Origin of the sequence: Stenotrophomonas cyclobalanopsidis, from assembly GCF_008710035.1 — a bacterium.
Taxonomy (GTDB): Bacteria; Pseudomonadota; Gammaproteobacteria; order Xanthomonadales; family Xanthomonadaceae; genus Stenotrophomonas; species Stenotrophomonas cyclobalanopsidis.
Window position 1 is genome coordinate 26,362 of sequence record NZ_VYKI01000030.1, and the last position, 16,464, is coordinate 42,825.

At 68.6% G+C, this 16,464-nt stretch carries 14 protein-coding genes; 7 read left to right on the forward strand and 7 right to left on the reverse strand.

Going from position 1 to position 16,464, the window contains the following annotated elements; translation table 11 throughout:
* Nucleotides 1-675: 675 nt before the first annotated feature.
* Nucleotides 676-2,790: a glycosyl hydrolase family 18 protein gene (locus FJU31_RS16755; protein WP_150455743.1), complete on the forward strand. Its 2,115-nt coding sequence runs from the start codon at nt 676-678 to the stop codon at nt 2,788-2,790.
* Nucleotides 2,791-2,912: 122 nt separating this feature from the next.
* On the opposite strand, the gene FJU31_RS16760 is transcribed toward FJU31_RS16755, so the two are convergent.
* A complete protein-coding gene (locus tag FJU31_RS16760) occupies nt 2,913-3,698 on the reverse strand; it encodes a DsbC family protein (protein ID WP_150455744.1) in 786 nt (261 codons plus the stop codon).
* A gap of 98 nt (nt 3,699-3,796) precedes the next feature.
* Nucleotides 3,797-4,774 carry a site-specific tyrosine recombinase XerD gene (xerD, locus tag FJU31_RS16765; RefSeq protein WP_150455745.1) on the reverse strand — a complete coding sequence of 326 codons (978 nt, stop codon included), beginning with the start codon at nt 4,772-4,774 and terminating at the stop codon, nt 3,797-3,799.
* Nucleotides 4,775-4,830: 56 nt separating this feature from the next.
* Here xerD and FJU31_RS16770 point away from each other — a divergent pair, with 56 nt between their 5' ends.
* Nucleotides 4,831-5,322 carry an RDD family protein gene (locus tag FJU31_RS16770; protein WP_150455746.1) on the forward strand — a complete coding sequence of 164 codons (492 nt, stop codon included), beginning with the start codon at nt 4,831-4,833 and terminating at the stop codon, nt 5,320-5,322.
* A gap of 83 nt (nt 5,323-5,405) precedes the next feature.
* Here FJU31_RS16770 and lptG read toward each other — a convergent pair whose 3' ends face one another.
* Both lptG and lptF read right to left on the reverse strand, forming a co-directional pair.
* Nucleotides 5,406-6,512 (reverse strand): LPS export ABC transporter permease LptG, encoded by a 1,107-nt coding sequence (lptG, locus tag FJU31_RS16775; RefSeq protein ID WP_150455747.1) that lies wholly within the window; start codon nt 6,510-6,512, stop codon nt 5,406-5,408.
* Nucleotides 6,509-7,591, reverse strand: coding sequence for an LPS export ABC transporter permease LptF (gene lptF, locus FJU31_RS16780; RefSeq protein WP_150455748.1), 1,083 nt, complete (start codon nt 7,589-7,591; stop codon nt 6,509-6,511). Before lptF ends, lptG begins: the two co-directional genes overlap by 4 nt.
* 104 nt (nt 7,592-7,695) lie before the next feature.
* Here lptF and FJU31_RS16785 point away from each other — a divergent pair, with 104 nt between their 5' ends.
* From FJU31_RS16785 to FJU31_RS16800, 4 genes are all read left to right on the forward strand, one after another.
* Complete coding sequence (locus FJU31_RS16785; RefSeq protein WP_150455749.1) at nt 7,696-9,174, forward strand: leucyl aminopeptidase; 1,479 nt, start codon at nt 7,696-7,698, stop codon at nt 9,172-9,174.
* 96 nt (nt 9,175-9,270) lie between these two features.
* Nucleotides 9,271-9,696: a DNA polymerase III subunit chi gene (locus FJU31_RS16790; protein WP_108745936.1), complete on the forward strand. Its 426-nt coding sequence runs from the start codon at nt 9,271-9,273 to the stop codon at nt 9,694-9,696.
* A gap of 72 nt (nt 9,697-9,768) precedes the next feature.
* Nucleotides 9,769-12,612 carry a valine--tRNA ligase gene (locus tag FJU31_RS16795; protein WP_150455750.1) on the forward strand — a complete coding sequence of 948 codons (2,844 nt, stop codon included), beginning with the start codon at nt 9,769-9,771 and terminating at the stop codon, nt 12,610-12,612.
* Between the two features lie 97 nt (nt 12,613-12,709).
* Nucleotides 12,710-13,531 (forward strand): EamA family transporter, encoded by an 822-nt coding sequence (locus FJU31_RS16800; RefSeq protein WP_150455751.1) that lies wholly within the window; start codon nt 12,710-12,712, stop codon nt 13,529-13,531.
* A 57-nt stretch (nt 13,532-13,588) separates the two neighbouring features.
* On the opposite strand, the gene rimI is transcribed toward FJU31_RS16800, so the two are convergent.
* The 3 genes from rimI to pssA are packed head-to-tail and all read right to left on the reverse strand — an operon-like array spanning nt 13,589 to nt 15,362.
* Nucleotides 13,589-14,086 (reverse strand): ribosomal protein S18-alanine N-acetyltransferase, encoded by a 498-nt coding sequence (gene rimI / locus FJU31_RS16805; RefSeq protein ID WP_150455752.1) that lies wholly within the window; start codon nt 14,084-14,086, stop codon nt 13,589-13,591.
* On the reverse strand, nt 14,083-14,532 hold the full coding sequence (locus tag FJU31_RS16810) for a hypothetical protein (protein WP_188115521.1): 450 nt from the start codon (nt 14,530-14,532) through the stop codon (nt 14,083-14,085). Before FJU31_RS16810 ends, rimI begins: the two co-directional genes overlap by 4 nt.
* A 53-nt stretch (nt 14,533-14,585) precedes the next feature.
* Nucleotides 14,586-15,362, reverse strand: a complete 777-nt coding sequence (pssA, locus tag FJU31_RS16815) for a CDP-diacylglycerol--serine O-phosphatidyltransferase (RefSeq protein ID WP_150455754.1) — start codon at nt 15,360-15,362, stop codon at nt 14,586-14,588.
* An 80-nt stretch (nt 15,363-15,442) separates the two neighbouring features.
* Here pssA and FJU31_RS16820 point away from each other — a divergent pair, with 80 nt between their 5' ends.
* Entirely contained in the window at nt 15,443-15,823 is a 381-nt protein-coding gene (locus FJU31_RS16820) for a DUF4124 domain-containing protein (protein ID WP_150455755.1), read from the forward strand.
* Nucleotides 15,824-16,464: the final 641 nt, after the last annotated feature.

Genomic DNA, 16,464 nt, shown 5'->3' on the forward strand with positions numbered 1-16,464 from the left:
GATGGTGAGGTGTCTCAGGTTGCGGGGGACGGCGCAAGTACGTCCATGTAGCCTCGGTCGCGCCATCCATGGCGCTCACGCCCCCGCAACCTGAGCCACCCCACCTTCGACAGTTTCCCGGTGGCCAGTAGATCGACGCCATGCGTGGATGCACCCGGTAGTGCCGGCCGCTGACCGGCAACAGGCAAACAGATCAAAAGCAGGAAATCAGGCATCACGAGCGCAGCGACCGGCGTTTGCTTTTGAATTTTTCTTTTGTCTTTCGTGGCTGGCGCGCGCAGGAACCTGTCCGTGGCCGGGCGGGTGGGTTGCGCAGGGGCGTGAGCCGCATGGATGCGGCGACCGAGCCTCCAGGGACGGATTCACGGCGTCCCCTGCGCAGCCCACCCGCCCGGCCAACCCAAGTAATCCGCCCACCAGCCACGAGGGGCTCCGCCGATGGCAGCCAACCGCGCGCAAGCGCCGCTCTTAGCCGGAATGCCAGAAACATGCACTCGCTCACGGATTGCCACGGCAATTGATGACAACGTTGTCCCCACTTGGCCCCGGACTCTCTCCCCGGTCAGCCAGGTGCCCCGTCCGCCCCCACCGTCGCCCCCCTCCCGGGCGACGTCCGGACCTGCGTCACGCGCGTCGCCATCCGGCCCGCGCGCCACCGGAAGTCGGAGACACGCCATGTACGACAAGCTTGTGCAGAGTGCCGATGTACGCAGTGCCGAACGTTCCTCCCGCTCACCCCGCCCGCGCCGCCTGGCCTGGCTGCTGGCCCTGGCCGCCGGGGCGGCCGCCCTGCCCGGCCTGGCCCAGGCCGCCAGCTGTGCCGGCGTGGCGCAGTGGGACCAGGCCAAAATCTACCGGGCCGGCGACACCCTGCAGAAGGGAGGGGTCCTGTACCGGGCGAACCAGGACATCTGGAACGCACCGCCGGACCACCCGGCCGGGGCGCCCTACTACACCAACCTCGGCGCCTGTGATGGCAGCGGCGCCAACCAGCCGCCGGTGGTCAGCCTGACCTCGCCGGCCAATGGCGCCACCTTCAGCGCCGGCAGCACGGTCACCGTCAGCGCCACGGCCAGCGACCCGGACGGCAGCGTCAGCAAGGTCGAGTTCTTCCGCGATGGCAGCTCGATCGGGGTCGACACCAGCGCGCCCTACAGCGCCAGCTGGACCAACGCCAGCGCCGGCAGCCACACCCTGCGCGCGGTCGCCACCGACAACAACAACGCCACCACCAGCACGCCCACCATCACCATCACCGTCAACGCGGCCAGCGGCGACACCACCGCGCCCAGCGTGCCCGGCGGCCTGGCCGTGGGTACCCGCACCGCCAGCAGCATCGCGCTGAGCTGGAACCCGTCCACCGACAACACCGGCGGCAGCGGCCTGGCCGGCTACGACGTGTACCGCAACGGCAGCCTGGTCGGCTCGCCGTCCAGCGCCAGCTACGTCGATAGTGGCCTGACCGCCTCGACCACCTACCGCTACCGAGTGCGCGCCCGCGACAACGCCGGCAACGCCTCGGCACAGGGCTCCGAGATCAGCGCCACCACGCTGGCTGGCAGTGGCGGCGGCACCGGCAAGCGGGTCATCGGCTACTTCACCCAGTGGGGCATCTACGGCCGCAGCTACCGGGTGAAGAACATCGACAGCAGTGGCTCGGCCGCGCGCCTGACCCACATCAACTACGCCTTCGGCAACGTGCGCAACAACCGCTGCGAAGTGGGCATCACCCAGCCCTCGGACCCCAACACCGGCGCCGGGGGCGATGCGTTCGCCGATTACAGCAAGGCCTTCGGCGCGGGTGAGAGTGTCAGCGGCGGCGCCGATACCTGGGACCAGCCGCTGCGCGGCAACTGGAACCAGCTCAAGCAGCTCAAGGCCAAGTACCCGAACCTGAAGGTGCTGATCTCGCTGGGCGGCTGGACCTGGTCACGCGGCTTCTCCAGCGCGGCACGCCCGGAGAACCGCCAGGCCTTCGTCGCCTCCTGCATCGATGCCTACATCAAGGGCAACCTGCCGGTGACCGACGGTGCCGGTGGTACCGGCGCGGCGCTGGGCGTGTTCGACGGCATCGACATCGACTGGGAATACCCGGTGTCCTGCGGCATCGAATGTGGCAAGCCGGAGGACAACGCCAACTTCACCGCGCTGATGGCCGAGTTCCGCCGACAGCTCGATGCGGTGCGTCCGGGCCTGCTGTTGACCGTGGCCGTAGGTGCGGGCATCGACAAGGTCCGCGTCACCGACCCGGCGGCGTACCACCCGTACCTGGATTACATCAACGTGATGACCTACGACTTCCACGGCGCGTGGGATGCGAAGACCAATCACCAGTCGGCGTTGTTCGATTCGCCGAATGATCCGTCCACCGGCGACCAGAAGCTGTACAACAGCAACGACGCCATCGAGGCCTTCATCAGCCGCGGCGTGCCTGCGGCCAAGCTCAACCTGGGCATCGGCTACTACGGCCGTGGCTGGACCGGCGTGGCCAGCGGCAACAATGGCATGTACCAGACCGCCGGCGGCGCTGCACCGGGTACCTACGAGGCCGGCATCGAAGACTGGAAGGTGCTGAAGAACCTGGCCTGGCAGGGCTACACCGACAATACCGCCGGTGCCACCTGGATCTACAACGGCAGCACGCTGTGGAGCTTCGACACCCCGGCCAACATCACCCGCAAGATGGGCTATGTGAAAACGCAGGGCCTGGGTGGTGCGTTCGTCTGGGAATTCAGTGGTGACGATGCGCAGGGCACGCTGACCAAGGCGGTCAGTGATGGCCTGAAATAAAGAAAAAGCCGGGGACGCATCGCGTCCCCGGCTTTCGACATGGATTCAACTTCCGCCGGGCATGGCCCGGCGTTACCCGGCCATCCCACGGTAGCGCCGGGCCATGCCCGGCGACGTTACGGTCAGCGCTTTGCGGACAGCTTTTCCAGCGCCGCACGCAGCTGCGCCGGCGGCAGGTAGCCACCCAGCTGGGTGCCGTCTGCCGCGAAGATCGCCGGCGTGCCGTTGACGCCCAGCTGCTGGCCCAGCGCGTACTGCATGGCCACCGGGTTGGTGCAGTTCTTTGCCGGCACGCTGCCGCCACGCTTGGCGTTGGTCAGCGCCTGGCGGCGATCGGCGGCGCACCAGACCGAGATCATGTCGACGTAATCCTTGCTGCCCAGGCCCATGCGCGGGAACGCGAGGTATTCAACGGAAATGCCGTTGCGGTTGAGCTCGGCGATGTCCTGGTGCAGCTTGCGGCAGTAACCGCACTCGATATCGGTGAACACACTGATGGTGTACTTCGCATTGGGCGCGGCGAACACGATGCGGTCACCGTGGTTGGCCTTGGCCAGCAGGTCGCGCCGGTAGCCGAGCAGGCCTTCGCTGTTGGCCGGGCCCTTGGCCTGGATGTCGTAGGGCTGCGACTGGAACAGGTAGCGACCGTCGTCGGACACGTACAGCAGCTGGCCGGACACCAGCACTTCGCGGAAGCCGGGGAACGGCGCCGAGCCGATGTAATCCACCTTGGAACCGGGGATGAGCGTGGCGAGTGCGGCGCGCACCGTCTGTTCGGAGGCGCCGTTGGCGCCCGGGCTGGCCTTGGCGGTCGCGGCAGCCGGGGCCTTGGCGGCGGGCGGAGCCGGTTGGGCGCAGGCGGTCACGCTGACCGCGCTGAACAGTGCAGCGATGGCAAATCGGAACATGGGCAATCCGCTGGAAATCAGACCCCGGATTCTGACACAGGCCCGTGTGACGGGCCGCGACCGCGCGCACGCCCCGGGTGACGCGCCGCGCGCTCCGTTCAGCCGCGCGGGTGGTGCCGCGCGTGCAGCTTCTGCAAGTGTTCGCGTGCCACCAGGGTGTAGATCTGGGTGGTGGACAGTGAACTGTGGCCCAGCAGCATCTGCAGCGCGCGCAGGTCCGCGCCCCGGTTCAACAGGTGGGTGGCGAAGCTGTGGCGCAGGCCGTGCGGGCTGATCCGCGCCGGATCGATGCCGGCCACCTGCGCATGGCGCTTGACCAGATGCCAGAACGCCTGGCGGGTCAGCGCATGCAGGCTCGGCTCGATGAACAACGGCGTCTGCCCATCGGCCAGGGCATGCACCTTGCCCTTGCCCACCAGCTGCGGCCGCGACTGCTGCAGGTAGCGTTCCAGCCAATGCTGCGATTCCTCGCCCAGCGGCACCAGGCGCTCCTTGCTGCCCTTGCCGGTCACCCGCAGCACCCCCTGGCGCAGGTTGACCGCGGTGGTCGGCAGCAGCACCAGCTCGCTCACGCGCAGGCCGGCGGCGTACATCAGTTCCAGCATGGCGCGGTCGCGCAGGCCCAGCGGGCTGTCGATGTCCGGCGCGGCCAGCAGGGCGTCGATCTGGCTTTCGGCCAGCGCCTTGGGCAGCAGCCGGGGCAGCTTGGGCGGGTCCAGCAGCGCGCTGGGGTCTTCGCTGCGTTCGCCGCGGCGCACGCCATCGGCGAAGAACGCGCGCAGCGCCGACAGCAGGCGCGCGTTGCTGCGCGGCGACCAGCCATGGCGGGTGCGCCAGGCCAGGTAATCGAACAGGGCCGGGCGCTCGATGCCGGCCAGCCCCCCATCGCGGCCATCCATCCAGCGCGCGAGCCCTCCCAGGTCGCGCCGGTAGCTGTCCAGGGTGGCGCGGGCCAGGCCGTTCTCGGCCCAGATCGCATCGAGGAAGCGCTGGATGCGCACGCTGTCGTCGGCGCGCAGTCCCGGCAGCTGGGTAACCAGCTGGCGGCGTTCGGCAGGGGTGGAAATGACGGCCATGCGTGCAGGATACGAGGGCCACTGCGGGCGCGGCCAGCTTTGCGTATGCTCGGCGCATGTCCCGCCCTGCCACCGACGCGGCCACCGCGGCCGCCACCGAAACGCCCCGCCCGCGTGCGCTGCTGCCGTGGCGCGTACTGGCGATGGTCTATGACGCCTTGCCGGTGCTGGCGTTGTGGATGCTGGCCGGCACGCTGTTCACCCTGGCCTACACCTTCAGCGGCCATGCGCAGCGCGAGAACATCGCGCCCTTCAGCGCTTGGCAGTGGCTGCTGTGGGCGGTGTGCTGGGCGGTGACCGGATGGTACGCCACGGCCAGCTGGCGCCGCGGCGGGCAGACCCTGGGCATGCGGCCGTGGCGGCTGAAGCTGGAATCGCGTGATGGCACGCCGCTGCGGCGCCGCCAGCTGTGGCTGCGCTTCGCGGTGGCTACGCTGTCGCTGCTGCTGGGCGGGCTGGGGTTCTGGTGGGCGTGGCTGGACCGGCAGCGCCTGACCTGGCATGACCGCGCCAGCGGCACCCGCGTGGTGCGGATGCCGAAGCGGTAAATGACCCGGGTAGCGCCGGGCGATGCCCGGCGAAGATGGCCTGACGCAACCTGCGCCGGGCATGGCCCGGCGCTACCGGTGAATCAGCCGGATTTGCGCCGGAACAGCCAGCCGGACACCGCCAGCATGACGATGGGCGGCAACGCGTAGGCAATGCGGTAATCGAATTTCAGCGCACCGGCCATGCGCCCGAAGAACAGCTGCAGCAGCCAGAAGCCCAGCGCGAACAGGATGCCCAGGAACAGGCGCTTGCCCATGCCGCCGCTGCGCAGCGAACCGAACGCGAACGGCACGGCGGCCAGGCACAGCGCCAGCACGTTCAACGGGTAGAACCAGCGGCTCCAGTAGATATCCTCGAAATCGCGGGCATCCAGGCCGTTGCGCTCGCGGTATTCGATGCTGGTGCTCAACTCGCTCAACTTCAGGTTGCGCGGCTTGGCGATGCCGGTCGCCAGCGCGCCGGCATCCAGCTTGGAATCCCAGGGCTCGCGTGCGGCTTCCTCGCGGGTCGCGCCACGCTCGGCGAAGGTGTCACGCTTGACCCCGGTCAGCACCCAGCCGTCCTTGTCGTGCTCGGCGGTGGCGGCGCGGGTCAGCGAGGCGATGTTGCCGTCCTCGGCGATGCGGTACAGGCGCACGTCGCGCAGAATCAGCCGTGTGCCCTTGTCACCGACCAGCTGCTCTTCGCCGCTGGCGGCGTTGAGGAAGGTGTCACCCTCGCGCGCCCACAGGCCCGAATAGCGGGCCGTGGTCGCATTGGTGCCCCACTTGGCGCTCATCTTCAACGCATCGGCGCGGTTCTGGCCCCACGGCCCGAGGGTCTCGGCACTGATCACCATCAGGCCGGTCAGCAGCGACAGGGCAATCGCCACCGAGACACTGAGGCGCTTGCGCGACAGGCCCAGCGCGCGCAGCGCGGTCAGCTCGGAGGTGGCGGCCAGCTGGCCCAGGCCCATCAGCGCGCCGATCACCGCCGCGGTCGGGAAGAAGGTGTAGGCCCGGCGCGGCACGGTGTACAGCACCCACGCCGCGGCATGGCCCAGCGAATAGCCGTTCTTGCCGATGTCCTTGAACTCACCGGAGAAGGCCATCACCACGTCCAGGCCGGTCAGCACCGCCCAGGTGAGCAGCACGGTGGTGAACACCGCACGGCCCAGGTAGACATCGAAACGCATCGGTCGCAGCTTCATGCGCGGGCTCCCTTCGGGCGCGCCAGGCGGCCATCGCGGAAATACATCCACAGCGCGAAGCCAAGCAGCGGCAGGGTCAGCCACCACAGGCCGACGGCAGGCGGAATCCTGCCGTTGGCGATCCAGCCACTGCCGATGAACATCAGGTTGGTGCCGACCATGTAGGCCAGCAGGGCCAGCATCATCCGGCCATAGCGCTGCTGGCGCGGCGAGCTGCGGCCCAGCGGCACGGTCAGCAGGGCGAAGGCCAAGGCAATCAGCGGCGGTGCGAGGCGGCGGTGCAGCTGGGCCTTGGCCTCGGCGCGGTCGTCACCCAGCAGCTGCAGGGTCGGCATCAGCTCGGGGTCATTTTCGTCCTTGGCCTGGGCGCCGTCGGGCAGGGCCACGTCATTGCGGGCGAAGGTCGCCAGGCGGTAATCCAGCGCGCCGGCCAGCGGGCCTTCCACCTGGTGGCCGTCATCCAGCTCCAGGAAGCGCTGCTGCTTGCCCTCGAAGAACATGCGGCCGCCGGCGGCGGAGACCACCTCCAGGCGGTCATCCTTCTGCCGCTGCAGGAACACCCGGCCCAGCTTCGTGCCATCGGGCGAGATCGAGGACAGGTAGACCACCCCGCCATTGGGCAGCGAGGTAAAGCGGCCCGGCTCCAGGCCGGCCATCAGCACGCTGCGGTTGGCGTCCTGGATCATCTGCTCGGCGGTGCGGCCGGCCCAGGGGCCCAGCCACAGCGAGCAGGCGCCGACCAGCAGCACCACCGGCACCACCAGCATCAGCAGCGGCTTCATCAGGCGCTTGGGCCCCACGCCAATGGCGGTCAGCACCGCCATCTCCGAATCGCGGTACAGGCGGCCAATGGCCAGCAGCAGGCCCAGCATCAGTGCCAGCGGCAGGATCAGCGGCATGTAAGCGATGAACTGCAGGCCCAGCTGCGAGAACAGCAGCTTGGCCGGCAGCCGTCCGTCGGCGATGTTGCCGAGGATGTCCACCAGCACGCCGCCCACGCTGACCACCAGCAGGACGATCAGGGTAGCGAGGAAACTCTGGACGAAATCGCCCAGCAGGTATCGGTCGAGCTTCAGCATGGGGCGGTGGTTTAAACTCTGGGGTTCGTTCGCGGTGCCGCCCAGTCTACTGTCTGGGCGTAAACGGCCTGCGATTGTACGGACTCGCCAATGGAATCTGCTCAATGGCCCTCGAATTCACCCTGAACCACCTCGCGCCGGCCGCCGCCGGCGTCGACTGCCTGGTCGTCGGCGCCTATGCCGACCACTCCCTGACCCCGGCCGCCCAGGCCCTGGATGCCGCCAGCGGTGGCCGCCTGGCCGCCCTGGCCCAGCGCGGCGACCTGTCCGGCAAGACCGGCGCTACCACCCTGCTGCATGACCTGCCGGGCGTCAGCGCCCCGCGCGTGCTGGTGGTCGGCCTGGGCGAAGCCGCCCGTTTCGGCGTGCCGCAGTACCTGAAGGCCGTTGGCGACGCCGTGCGCGCGCTGAAGGCCGGCGCCGCCCGCAGCGCGCTGTTCACCCTGTCCGAAGTGGCCGTCAAGGACCGCGACGCCGCCTGGGCGATCCGCCAGGCGGTGATCGCCGCCGACCACGCCGCCTACCGCTACACCGCCACCCTGGGCAAGAAGAAGGCCGATGACGCCGGCCTGGCCGAGCTGGCCATCGCCGGTGACGACACCCAGGCCCTGGCCCAGGGCAAGGCCATCGCCGCCGGTGTCGAGTTCGCCCGCGAGCTGGGCAACCTGCCCCCGAACTACTGCACCCCGGCCTACCTGGCAGAAGTGGGCGTGAAATTCGCCGGCGAGCACGATGGCGCCGAAGCCGAGATCCTCGACGAGCACCAGATGGAAGCATTGGGCATGGGCTCGCTGCTGGCCGTGGCCCGTGGTTCGGCCAACCGCCCGCGCCTGGTCGTGCTGAAGTGGTCCGGTGGCGGCGACGCCAAGCCGTACGTGCTGGTCGGCAAGGGCATCACCTTCGATACCGGTGGCGTGAACCTGAAGACCCAGGGCGGCATCGAGGAGATGAAGTACGACATGTGCGGTGGCGCCAACGTCATCGGCACCTTCGTCGCCGCCGTGAAGGCCAAGCTGCCGCTGAACCTGGTGGTGGTCGTGCCGGCCGTGGAAAACGCCATCGACGGCAATGCCTACCGCCCGTCCGACGTGATCACCTCGATGTCGGGCAAGACCATCGAAGTCGGCAACACCGACGCCGAAGGCCGCCTGATCCTGTGCGACGCCCTGACCTACGCGCAGCGCTTCGAGCCGGCCGCGCTGGTCGACGTGGCCACCCTGACCGGCGCCTGCATGGTTGCCCTGGGCCACCAGACCGCCGGCCTGATGAGCAAGCACGACGACCTGGCCAACGAACTGCTGGCCGCCGGCGAGCACGTGTTCGACCGCGCCTGGCGCCTGCCGCTGTGGGATGAGTACCAGCCGATGCTGGATTCGAGCTTCGCCGACGTCTACAACATCGGCGGCCGCTGGGCCGGCGCCATCACCGCCGGCTGCTTCCTGTCGCGCTTCGCCGAAGGCCAGCGCTGGGCCCACCTGGACATCGCCGGCGTGGCCAGCGATGAAGGCAAGCGTGGCATGGCCACCGGCCGCCCGGTCGGCCTGCTGAGCCAGTGGCTGCTGAACCAGGTCGCCCGCGCCTGATGCCGTACCTGCCCCTGGCCGGCGCCCGCCGGCCGGGGCATCCTCCGGCCTGCCCCCGCCCGGCACGCCGGGCCCCTGCCCGACCCGGACCCTGCCATGCCCCGCGCTGATTTCTACCTGATCGCCAAGCCCCGTTTCCTGACCGAGCCGCTGCGCCTGGTCTGCGAACTGGCGCGCAAGGCCAACGATGCCGGGCTGCCCGCCCTGGTGCTGGCCCGCGACCAGGCCCAGGCCGAAGAGCTGGACGAACTGCTCTGGTCGTTCGACGAGGATGCCTACATCCCGCACCAGATCGTCGGCGAGGACGTGGACGAGGAAGAGGCCGTGGTGCTGATTTCCATCCCCGGGGACGAGGCGCCGATGCGCCCGCTGGTCATCAACCTGCGCGACGAACCCTGGCTGGGCCAGTGCGAGCGCGTGCTGGAAGTGGTGCCGGCCGACCCGGAAGCGCGCGAACCGCTGCGCGAGCGCTGGCGCCAGTACAAGACCGCCGGCTACGACCTGAACAAGCACGACATGTGAGCGAGGCGTGGCCCCCTTGATGGGCCGTCCCGCTGCCCTGATCCTTCAACGATTACCTCCTGGTTCCCCCGCATGACCCAACTCGCCTCCAGCTACGACCCGAAGTCCTTCGAGACCGACCTCTACGAGGCCTGGGAGAAGGCCGGCCACTTCAAGCCGTCCGGCAAGGGCGAGCCCTACACCATCCTGCTGCCGCCGCCGAACGTGACCGGCACCCTGCACATGGGCCATGCCTTCCAGCAGACCCTGATGGACGCGCTGGTGCGCTACCACCGCATGCGCGGCTACGACACGCTGTGGCAGGTCGGTACCGACCATGCCGGCATCGCCACTGAAATGGTGGTCAGCCGCAACCTGGCGCTGGAAGGCAAGGGCGAGACCCGCGATTCGCTGGGCCGCGAGGGCTTCATCGGCAAGGTGTGGGAGTGGAAGCAGCAGTCCGGTGACATCATCGAGCGGCAGATGCGCCGCCTGGGCACCTCGGCCGACTGGTCGCGCAGCACCTTCACCATGGACCCGCAGCCGTCCGAAGCGGTGATCGAGGCCTTCGTGCGCTGGCACGAGCATGGCCTGATCTACCGCGGCCAGCGCCTGGTCAACTGGGACCCGGTGCTGAAGACCGCCATTTCCGACCTGGAAGTGGAGAGCGCCGAGGAAGACGGTTTCCTGTGGTCGATCGCCTACACGCTGGATGACGGCCTGAGCTACGAGCACGTCGAGCGCGATGCCGACGGCGTGGAAACCCTGCGCGAAACCCGCGACTACCTGGTGGTCGCCACCACCCGCCCGGAAACCCTGCTGGGCGATACCGCGGTGATGGTGCACCCGGAAGACGAGCGCTATGCGCACCTGATCGGCAGGAGCGTGGTGCTGCCGCTGACCGGCCGCCGCGTACCGGTGATCGCCGATGACTACGTCGACCGCGCATTCGGTACCGGCGTGGTCAAGGTCACCCCGGCGCACGATTTCAACGATTACCAGGTGGGCGTGCGCCACAGCCTGCCGATGATCAACCTGTTCACCCCGGTGGCGGCGCTGAATGAAAACGCGCCCGAACGCTTCCAGGGCATGGACCGTTACGAAGCGCGCAAGGCCGTGCTGGGTGAACTGGAAGACCTGGGCATCCTGGTCGAGACCAAGGCGCACAAGCTGCAGGTGCCGCGCGGCGACCGTACCGGCCAGGTGATCGAGCCCTACTTGACCGACCAGTGGTTCGTGAAGATGGACGAGCTGGCGCGTCGTGGCCTGGAGCTCGTGGAAGGTACTGATGGAAAGCCGGGTTCGATCGCCTTCGTGCCGCCGAACTGGATCAACACCTACCGCCACTGGATGAACAACATCCAGGACTGGTGCATCAGCCGCCAGCTGTGGTGGGGCCACCGCATTCCGGCCTGGTTCGATGCCGCCACCGGCAGCTGCTACGTCGGCCGCAGCGAAGACGAAGTGCGCGCAAAGCACAACCTCGGCAGCGACGTGGTGCTGAGCCAGGAAAGCGACGTGCTGGAAACCTGGTTCTCCTCGCAGATCTGGCCGTTCTCCACCCTGGGCTGGCCGAATGCCCAGGCCATGGCCGAGCGTGGCTTCGACCGCTACCTGCCGTCGTCCGTGCTGGTCACCGGCTTCGACATCATCTTCTTCTGGGTGGCCCGCATGATCATGGCCACCGACAACCTGACCGGGAAGATCCCGTTCAAGGACGTGTACTTCACCGGTCTGATCCGCGACAGCGAAGGCCAGAAGATGTCCAAGAGCAAGGGCAACGTGCTGGACCCGCTGGACATCATCGACGGCATCAGCATCGACGACCTGGTCGCCAAGCGCACCAGCGGCCTGATGCAGCCCAAGGCCGCGGAGAAGATCGAGCGCCGTACCCGCAAGGACTTCCCGGACGGTATCGCCGCCCACGGTGCCGATGCGCTGCGCTTCACCATCGCCGCGCTGGCCACCCACGGCCGCGACATCAAGTTCGACATGAACCGCGCCGAGGGCTACAAGAACTTCTGCAACAAGCTGTGGAACGCCAGCCGCTTCACCCTGATGAACACCGAGGGTGCAGCGTTCAACGGCGTGCCGACGCCGCGCACCGATGCCGAGCGCTGGATCCTGGCGCGCCTGGCCGCGGTCTCCGCCGAGGCCCAGGGCCATTACGCCAACTACCGCTTCGACCTGCTGGCGCAGTGCCTGTATGAGTTCGCCTGGAACGAGTTCTGCGACTGGTTCCTGGAACTGAGCAAGCCGGCCCTGAACGGTGCTGATGCCGCCGATGCCGACAGCACCCGCCACACCCTGCTGTACGTGCTGGAAGCGCTGCTGCGACTGCTGCACCCGCTTACCCCGTTCATCACCGAACAGCTGTGGCAGCAGCTGGCCCCGCGCCTGGGCCTGGCCGAAACCACCCTGTCGCTGCGCCCGTACCCGACCGCCGACGAATTCGCCGGCGATTTCGCCCAGGCCGAGGCCGACGTGGAATGGCTGAAGGCGGTGATCAGTGCCGTGCGCCGCGTCCGCAGTGAACTGAACGTGGCCCCGTCCAAGCTCGTGCCGCTGCGCCTGCAGGCCGGCCTCGAACTGGACCGCGTGCGCATCGAACGCTTCAGCGCCTCGCTGTCGTTCCTGCTGAAGCTGGACAGCATCCAGTGGCTGGGCGAAGGCGAAAGCGCGCCGCCGGCCGCCGCCGCGATCGTGGGCGAGCTGAAGCTGCTGGTGCCGCTGGAAGGCCTGGTCGATCTTGACGCCGAGCGCGCGCGCCTGGACAAGGAGATCAAGCGCGTGGAAAGCGAGAAGGAAAAGAGCGAGGCCAAGCTGGCCAGGTTCACCGACAAGGTGCCGCCGGCCGTGGTCGAGCAGGAGCGCGTGCGCCTGGTCGACTGGAACACCCAGCTGGCCGGCCTGCAGGAACAGCGCGCGAAGCTGTAACGGAGGCATCCCGCCGGGCATGGCCCGGCGCTACCTCGATTGGAAACGCCGGGCATGGCCCGGCGTTTCCCTTTCTGCCCCATGGCATCATCGGGCGATGCCGCTTTCCCTCTTCCTGCTGGTCCTGGCCGGTGCTGCCCTGCATGCCAGCTGGAACGCGATCGTCAAACGCGGGCCGGACAAGTTTCTCGGCACCGTGCTGGTGACCGGCAGCGCCGCGCTGCTGTCGGCGGCCGCCCTGCCCTTCCTGCCCATGCCCGCGGCGGACAGCTGGCCGTGGCTGGCGGCGTCGGTGCTGCTGCAGGTGATCTATTACGGCCTGGTCGCGCGCTGCTACCAGCAGGTGGACATGAGCCTGGCCTACCCGCTGATGCGCGGTTGCGCGCCGATCCTGGTCGCAGTGGCCGGCAGCCTGTTCGGCCAGTCGTTGCCGCCGGCGGCGTGGCTGGGTGTGGTTCTGGTCAGCACCGGCATCCTGTGCATGGCGCTGGGCGCGCGTGGTGGCCAGCTGGGCCTGCCGCTGCTGACGGCGCTGATGATCGCCACCTACACGCTAGTCGATGCACAGGGCGCACGCCAGTCCGGCAGCGCGCTGGCCTATACCCTGTGGCTGTTCCTGCTGTCAGGCCTGCCGCTGCCAGCATGGGCGCTGCACACGCGGCGTGGTGCGGTGCTGGCCTATGCGCGCCAGCATTGGCCGCTGGGCCTGGCCGGTGGCGTCGGCACCACCGCGTCCTATGCGATGGCGCTGTGGGCGATGACCCAGGTACCGGTGGCGATGGTGTCGGCACTGCGCGAATCGTCGATCCTGTTCGCGCTGCTGATCTCGGTGTTCGTGCTGCGCGAGCGCGTGCCGCGGGTACGCTGGCTGGCGGCGGGATTGATCGCCGGCGGCGTACTGGCGCTGCGGATGGCGTAATCACCGCATCGGTAGCGCCGGGCATGGCCCGGCGAGCGCGGCGGCAACCCTTGCCCGTTACAGCGGCGGCATCGTCTGCAGGTCGTCGTTGACCAGCTCGATCGCCATCACCAGCGCATCCTCGCGACCGTTGGCGGCCGGGTAATAGCGCGGGCGGCGGCCGATCTCGTTGAAGCCTTCGCTGTGGTAGAGCGCCAACGCCGGGGTATTGGACGGCCGCACTTCCAGGAACACGCGCTGCGCGCCACGGTCACCGGCCAGGCGCACCAGTGCGCGCATCAGCTGCCGGCCGAGGCCGTGCGACTGCTCCAGCGGATCGATGCAGATGTTGAGCACGTGGGCTTCGTCAGCGGCCAGGCTCAGCACGCCGTAGCCGATCAGCAGGCCGTCGCGTTCCATTGCCAGGCCGGGGTAGCCGGCGCGCAGGCAGTCGAGGAAGATGCCGCGGGTCCACGGGTAGGGATAGCCACGCACTTCGATGGCCATCACCGCATTGACGTCGCTTTCGCGCAGGGCGCGCATCGATACCGGGCCCGGCCGGGCGACCGCACTCACGGCGCGCCCCGCTTGCGCAGCGCGCGCAGCTGCGGCCACAGCGCGCGCTTGGCCTTCGGATCGCGGCGCAGCTGTTCCAGCGGCCAGCTGTCCATCAGGGCCTGCGTGGCCGGGTCATTCGGGTTGCAGCCGGAGGCGCGCAGCAGGGCGATCTGCAGGCGGTCAGGCAGGCGCACCGACGGCTGCCGTGCGTTGCCGCTGGGCAGCGGCCGCGATGCAGCAGGCGCCGTGTCCGGTGCAGCCACCGGGGTGGTCCGTACTGGCAATGCCGGGCGTTCGTACCGGGCCGGCGCGCGTTCGGTCGGCGCATCGGCCTGGCGCTGCGGCTGTCGCGGCGCTTCACTGCGCGCCGGCGCGGCCGCGGCTTCGGCCTCGGCCACGCTCAGCTGCAGCGCCGCGTCCAGCTCGGCGGCCAGCTGGCCATCGTGGAAGACGGTGTAGCCCATGGCCTGCAGCCAGGCCTGCTGGGCCGGGGACCACAACACGGGCAGGTCCTCGCTCACGCCGCCTCGGGCTTCTTGCGCAGGCGCTGCAGGGCCCACATCACCGGGCCGGACAGCGCGTAGAGGATGCCCACCACGAACAGCACGCGCGGCAGGTCGATGACCGCGATGGCGATGGCGATCGGCACCAGCGCCAGCACCAGGAACGGCACACGGTCGGAACGGGTGCCCTTGGCGGTACCGCCCTTGAAGCTCCAGAAGCGGATGCGGCTGACCATCAGCAGGGCCGCGACCACGGTGACGGCCAGCGCGACGAAGCGCAGCTCGCTGCCATTCCATCCCAGGCCGCCATCGGCGAAGGCCCAGACGAAGGACATCATCAGGCCGGCCGCAGCCGGGCTGGCCAGGCCGACGAACCAGCGCTTGTCGACCACCGCTACCTGGGTGTTGAAGCGGGCCAGGCGCAGCGCGGCGCAGGCGGCATACAGGAAGGCCACCGCCCAGCCGAGGCGGCCGAGCAGTTCGCCGTCGTACTTCAACTCCGACAGTGACCAGTGGTACATCACCAGCGCCGGGGCCATGCCGAAGCTGACCAGGTCGGCCAGCGAGTCGTACTGCACGCCGAACTCGCTGCTGGTGCCGGTCAGGCGCGCAACGCGACCGTCCAGGCCATCCATCACCGCTGCCACGAACACGGCGATGCTGGCATTGACGAAATCGCCATTAGCCGCCGCGATGATCGCGTAGAAGCCGGAAAACAGGCCGGCGGTGGTGAACAGGTTGGGCAGCAGGTAAATCGTGCGCGAGCGCGGCGGTGGTGTGATCGGGTCCATGGAATCCAGTTTAATCGACTTGCCAGGCGTCGGCGGCAATGCTGCAATCGGCGTTCTACGCCCATTCTGCGGAGTTTGCCATGCGTGCCTTGTCCTGCCTGGGATGCCTGCTGCTGTTGGCCAGTGCCAACACGGTGGCCGGACCCGTCTACAAATGGAAGGATGCCAAGGGCGTGACCCAGTATTCGGAGACGCCGCCGGCCGGGGGCAAATACGAAACCCGGGAGCAGGCCCGCGGCACGCAGCCGGCCGCACCGGCCGCCGCCAGCGAGCCCACGCCGGTGCCGGAGCAGTGCGGCACCGCCCGCGCCAACGTGGCCCTGCTGGACGGCAGCGGGGAGGTCATGCAGGACACCGACGGGGACGGCAAGGCCGATACCGCGTTGACGCCGGAGCAGCGCAGCGCGCAGAAGGGGTTGGCCGAAGCGGCGATCAAGGCCTACTGCCCGCCGGCGGGTTAAGGGGTTTTTCGGCAGGGCTTGCGGCCCTGCACCTGCTCAATGCAACGGCAACGTCAAAAGCCTGCATCCCGTGGGATGGCGGGTCACTGTGGGTTTGCGGGGACGCCGTAAATACGTCCATGTAGGCTTGGTCGCCGCTTGCTCGTGTGCGCTGTCCTGCGCACACGGCAAGACCGGGGTTGGGCGTCCTGCCCAACCCGCCCGAGGCATGCCTCGGGCCCATGCGGCTCACACCCCGCAAACCCACAGTGACCCGCCTTCGACAGTTTCACGTGGCTGTTGGAACCTGCTGCTGGTGGGTGCCGACCGTTGGTCGGCACATCTGTCAGATATCGAATGAATTCATCCACGCATGGCGTGGATCTACTGGCCACGGCGGCTGTTGGTAGGTGTCGACCTTGGTCGACACGATTTTTCTCTCAGATATCGATATTCAAATGGGGTCAGAGCCCGTTGCGCAGCAACGGGATCCGACCCCGTGCCGACCAACGGTCGGCACCCACCAGAGCAGAACGCCATTCCGACAGATCGCGGGAAACTGTCGAAGGCGGGGTGGGTCCGGTTGAGGGGGCGTGAGCCGCATGGATGCGGCGACCGAGGCTACATGGACGTATTCACGCCGTCCCCCTCAACCGGACCCA

Excerpts from the sequence above, each read along its gene's own strand:
- FJU31_RS16760 (WP_150455744.1), bottom strand. The coding sequence starts at position 3,698 with ATGTTCCGATTTGCCATCGCTGCACTGTTCAGCGCGGTCAGCGTGACC.
- FJU31_RS16795 (WP_150455750.1), top strand. The coding sequence starts at position 9,769 with ATGACCCAACTCGCCTCCAGCTACGACCCGAAGTCCTTCGAGACCGAC.
- FJU31_RS16790 (WP_108745936.1), top strand. The coding sequence starts at position 9,271 with ATGCCCCGCGCTGATTTCTACCTGATCGCCAAGCCCCGTTTCCTGACC.
- FJU31_RS16810 (WP_188115521.1), bottom strand. The coding sequence starts at position 14,532 with ATGGGCTACACCGTCTTCCACGATGGCCAGCTGGCCGCCGAGCTGGAC.
- lptG (WP_150455747.1), bottom strand. The coding sequence starts at position 6,512 with ATGAAGCTGCGACCGATGCGTTTCGATGTCTACCTGGGCCGTGCGGTG.
- pssA (WP_150455754.1), bottom strand. The coding sequence starts at position 15,362 with ATGGACCCGATCACACCACCGCCGCGCTCGCGCACGATTTACCTGCTG.
- FJU31_RS16785 (WP_150455749.1), top strand. The coding sequence starts at position 7,696 with ATGGCCCTCGAATTCACCCTGAACCACCTCGCGCCGGCCGCCGCCGGC.
- FJU31_RS16770 (WP_150455746.1), top strand. The coding sequence starts at position 4,831 with ATGTCCCGCCCTGCCACCGACGCGGCCACCGCGGCCGCCACCGAAACG.
- xerD (WP_150455745.1), bottom strand. The coding sequence starts at position 4,774 with ATGGCCGTCATTTCCACCCCTGCCGAACGCCGCCAGCTGGTTACCCAG.
- FJU31_RS16755 (WP_150455743.1), top strand. The coding sequence starts at position 676 with ATGTACGACAAGCTTGTGCAGAGTGCCGATGTACGCAGTGCCGAACGT.
- FJU31_RS16820 (WP_150455755.1), top strand. The coding sequence starts at position 15,443 with ATGCGTGCCTTGTCCTGCCTGGGATGCCTGCTGCTGTTGGCCAGTGCC.
- FJU31_RS16800 (WP_150455751.1), top strand. The coding sequence starts at position 12,710 with ATGCCGCTTTCCCTCTTCCTGCTGGTCCTGGCCGGTGCTGCCCTGCAT.
- lptF (WP_150455748.1), bottom strand. The coding sequence starts at position 7,591 with ATGCTGAAGCTCGACCGATACCTGCTGGGCGATTTCGTCCAGAGTTTC.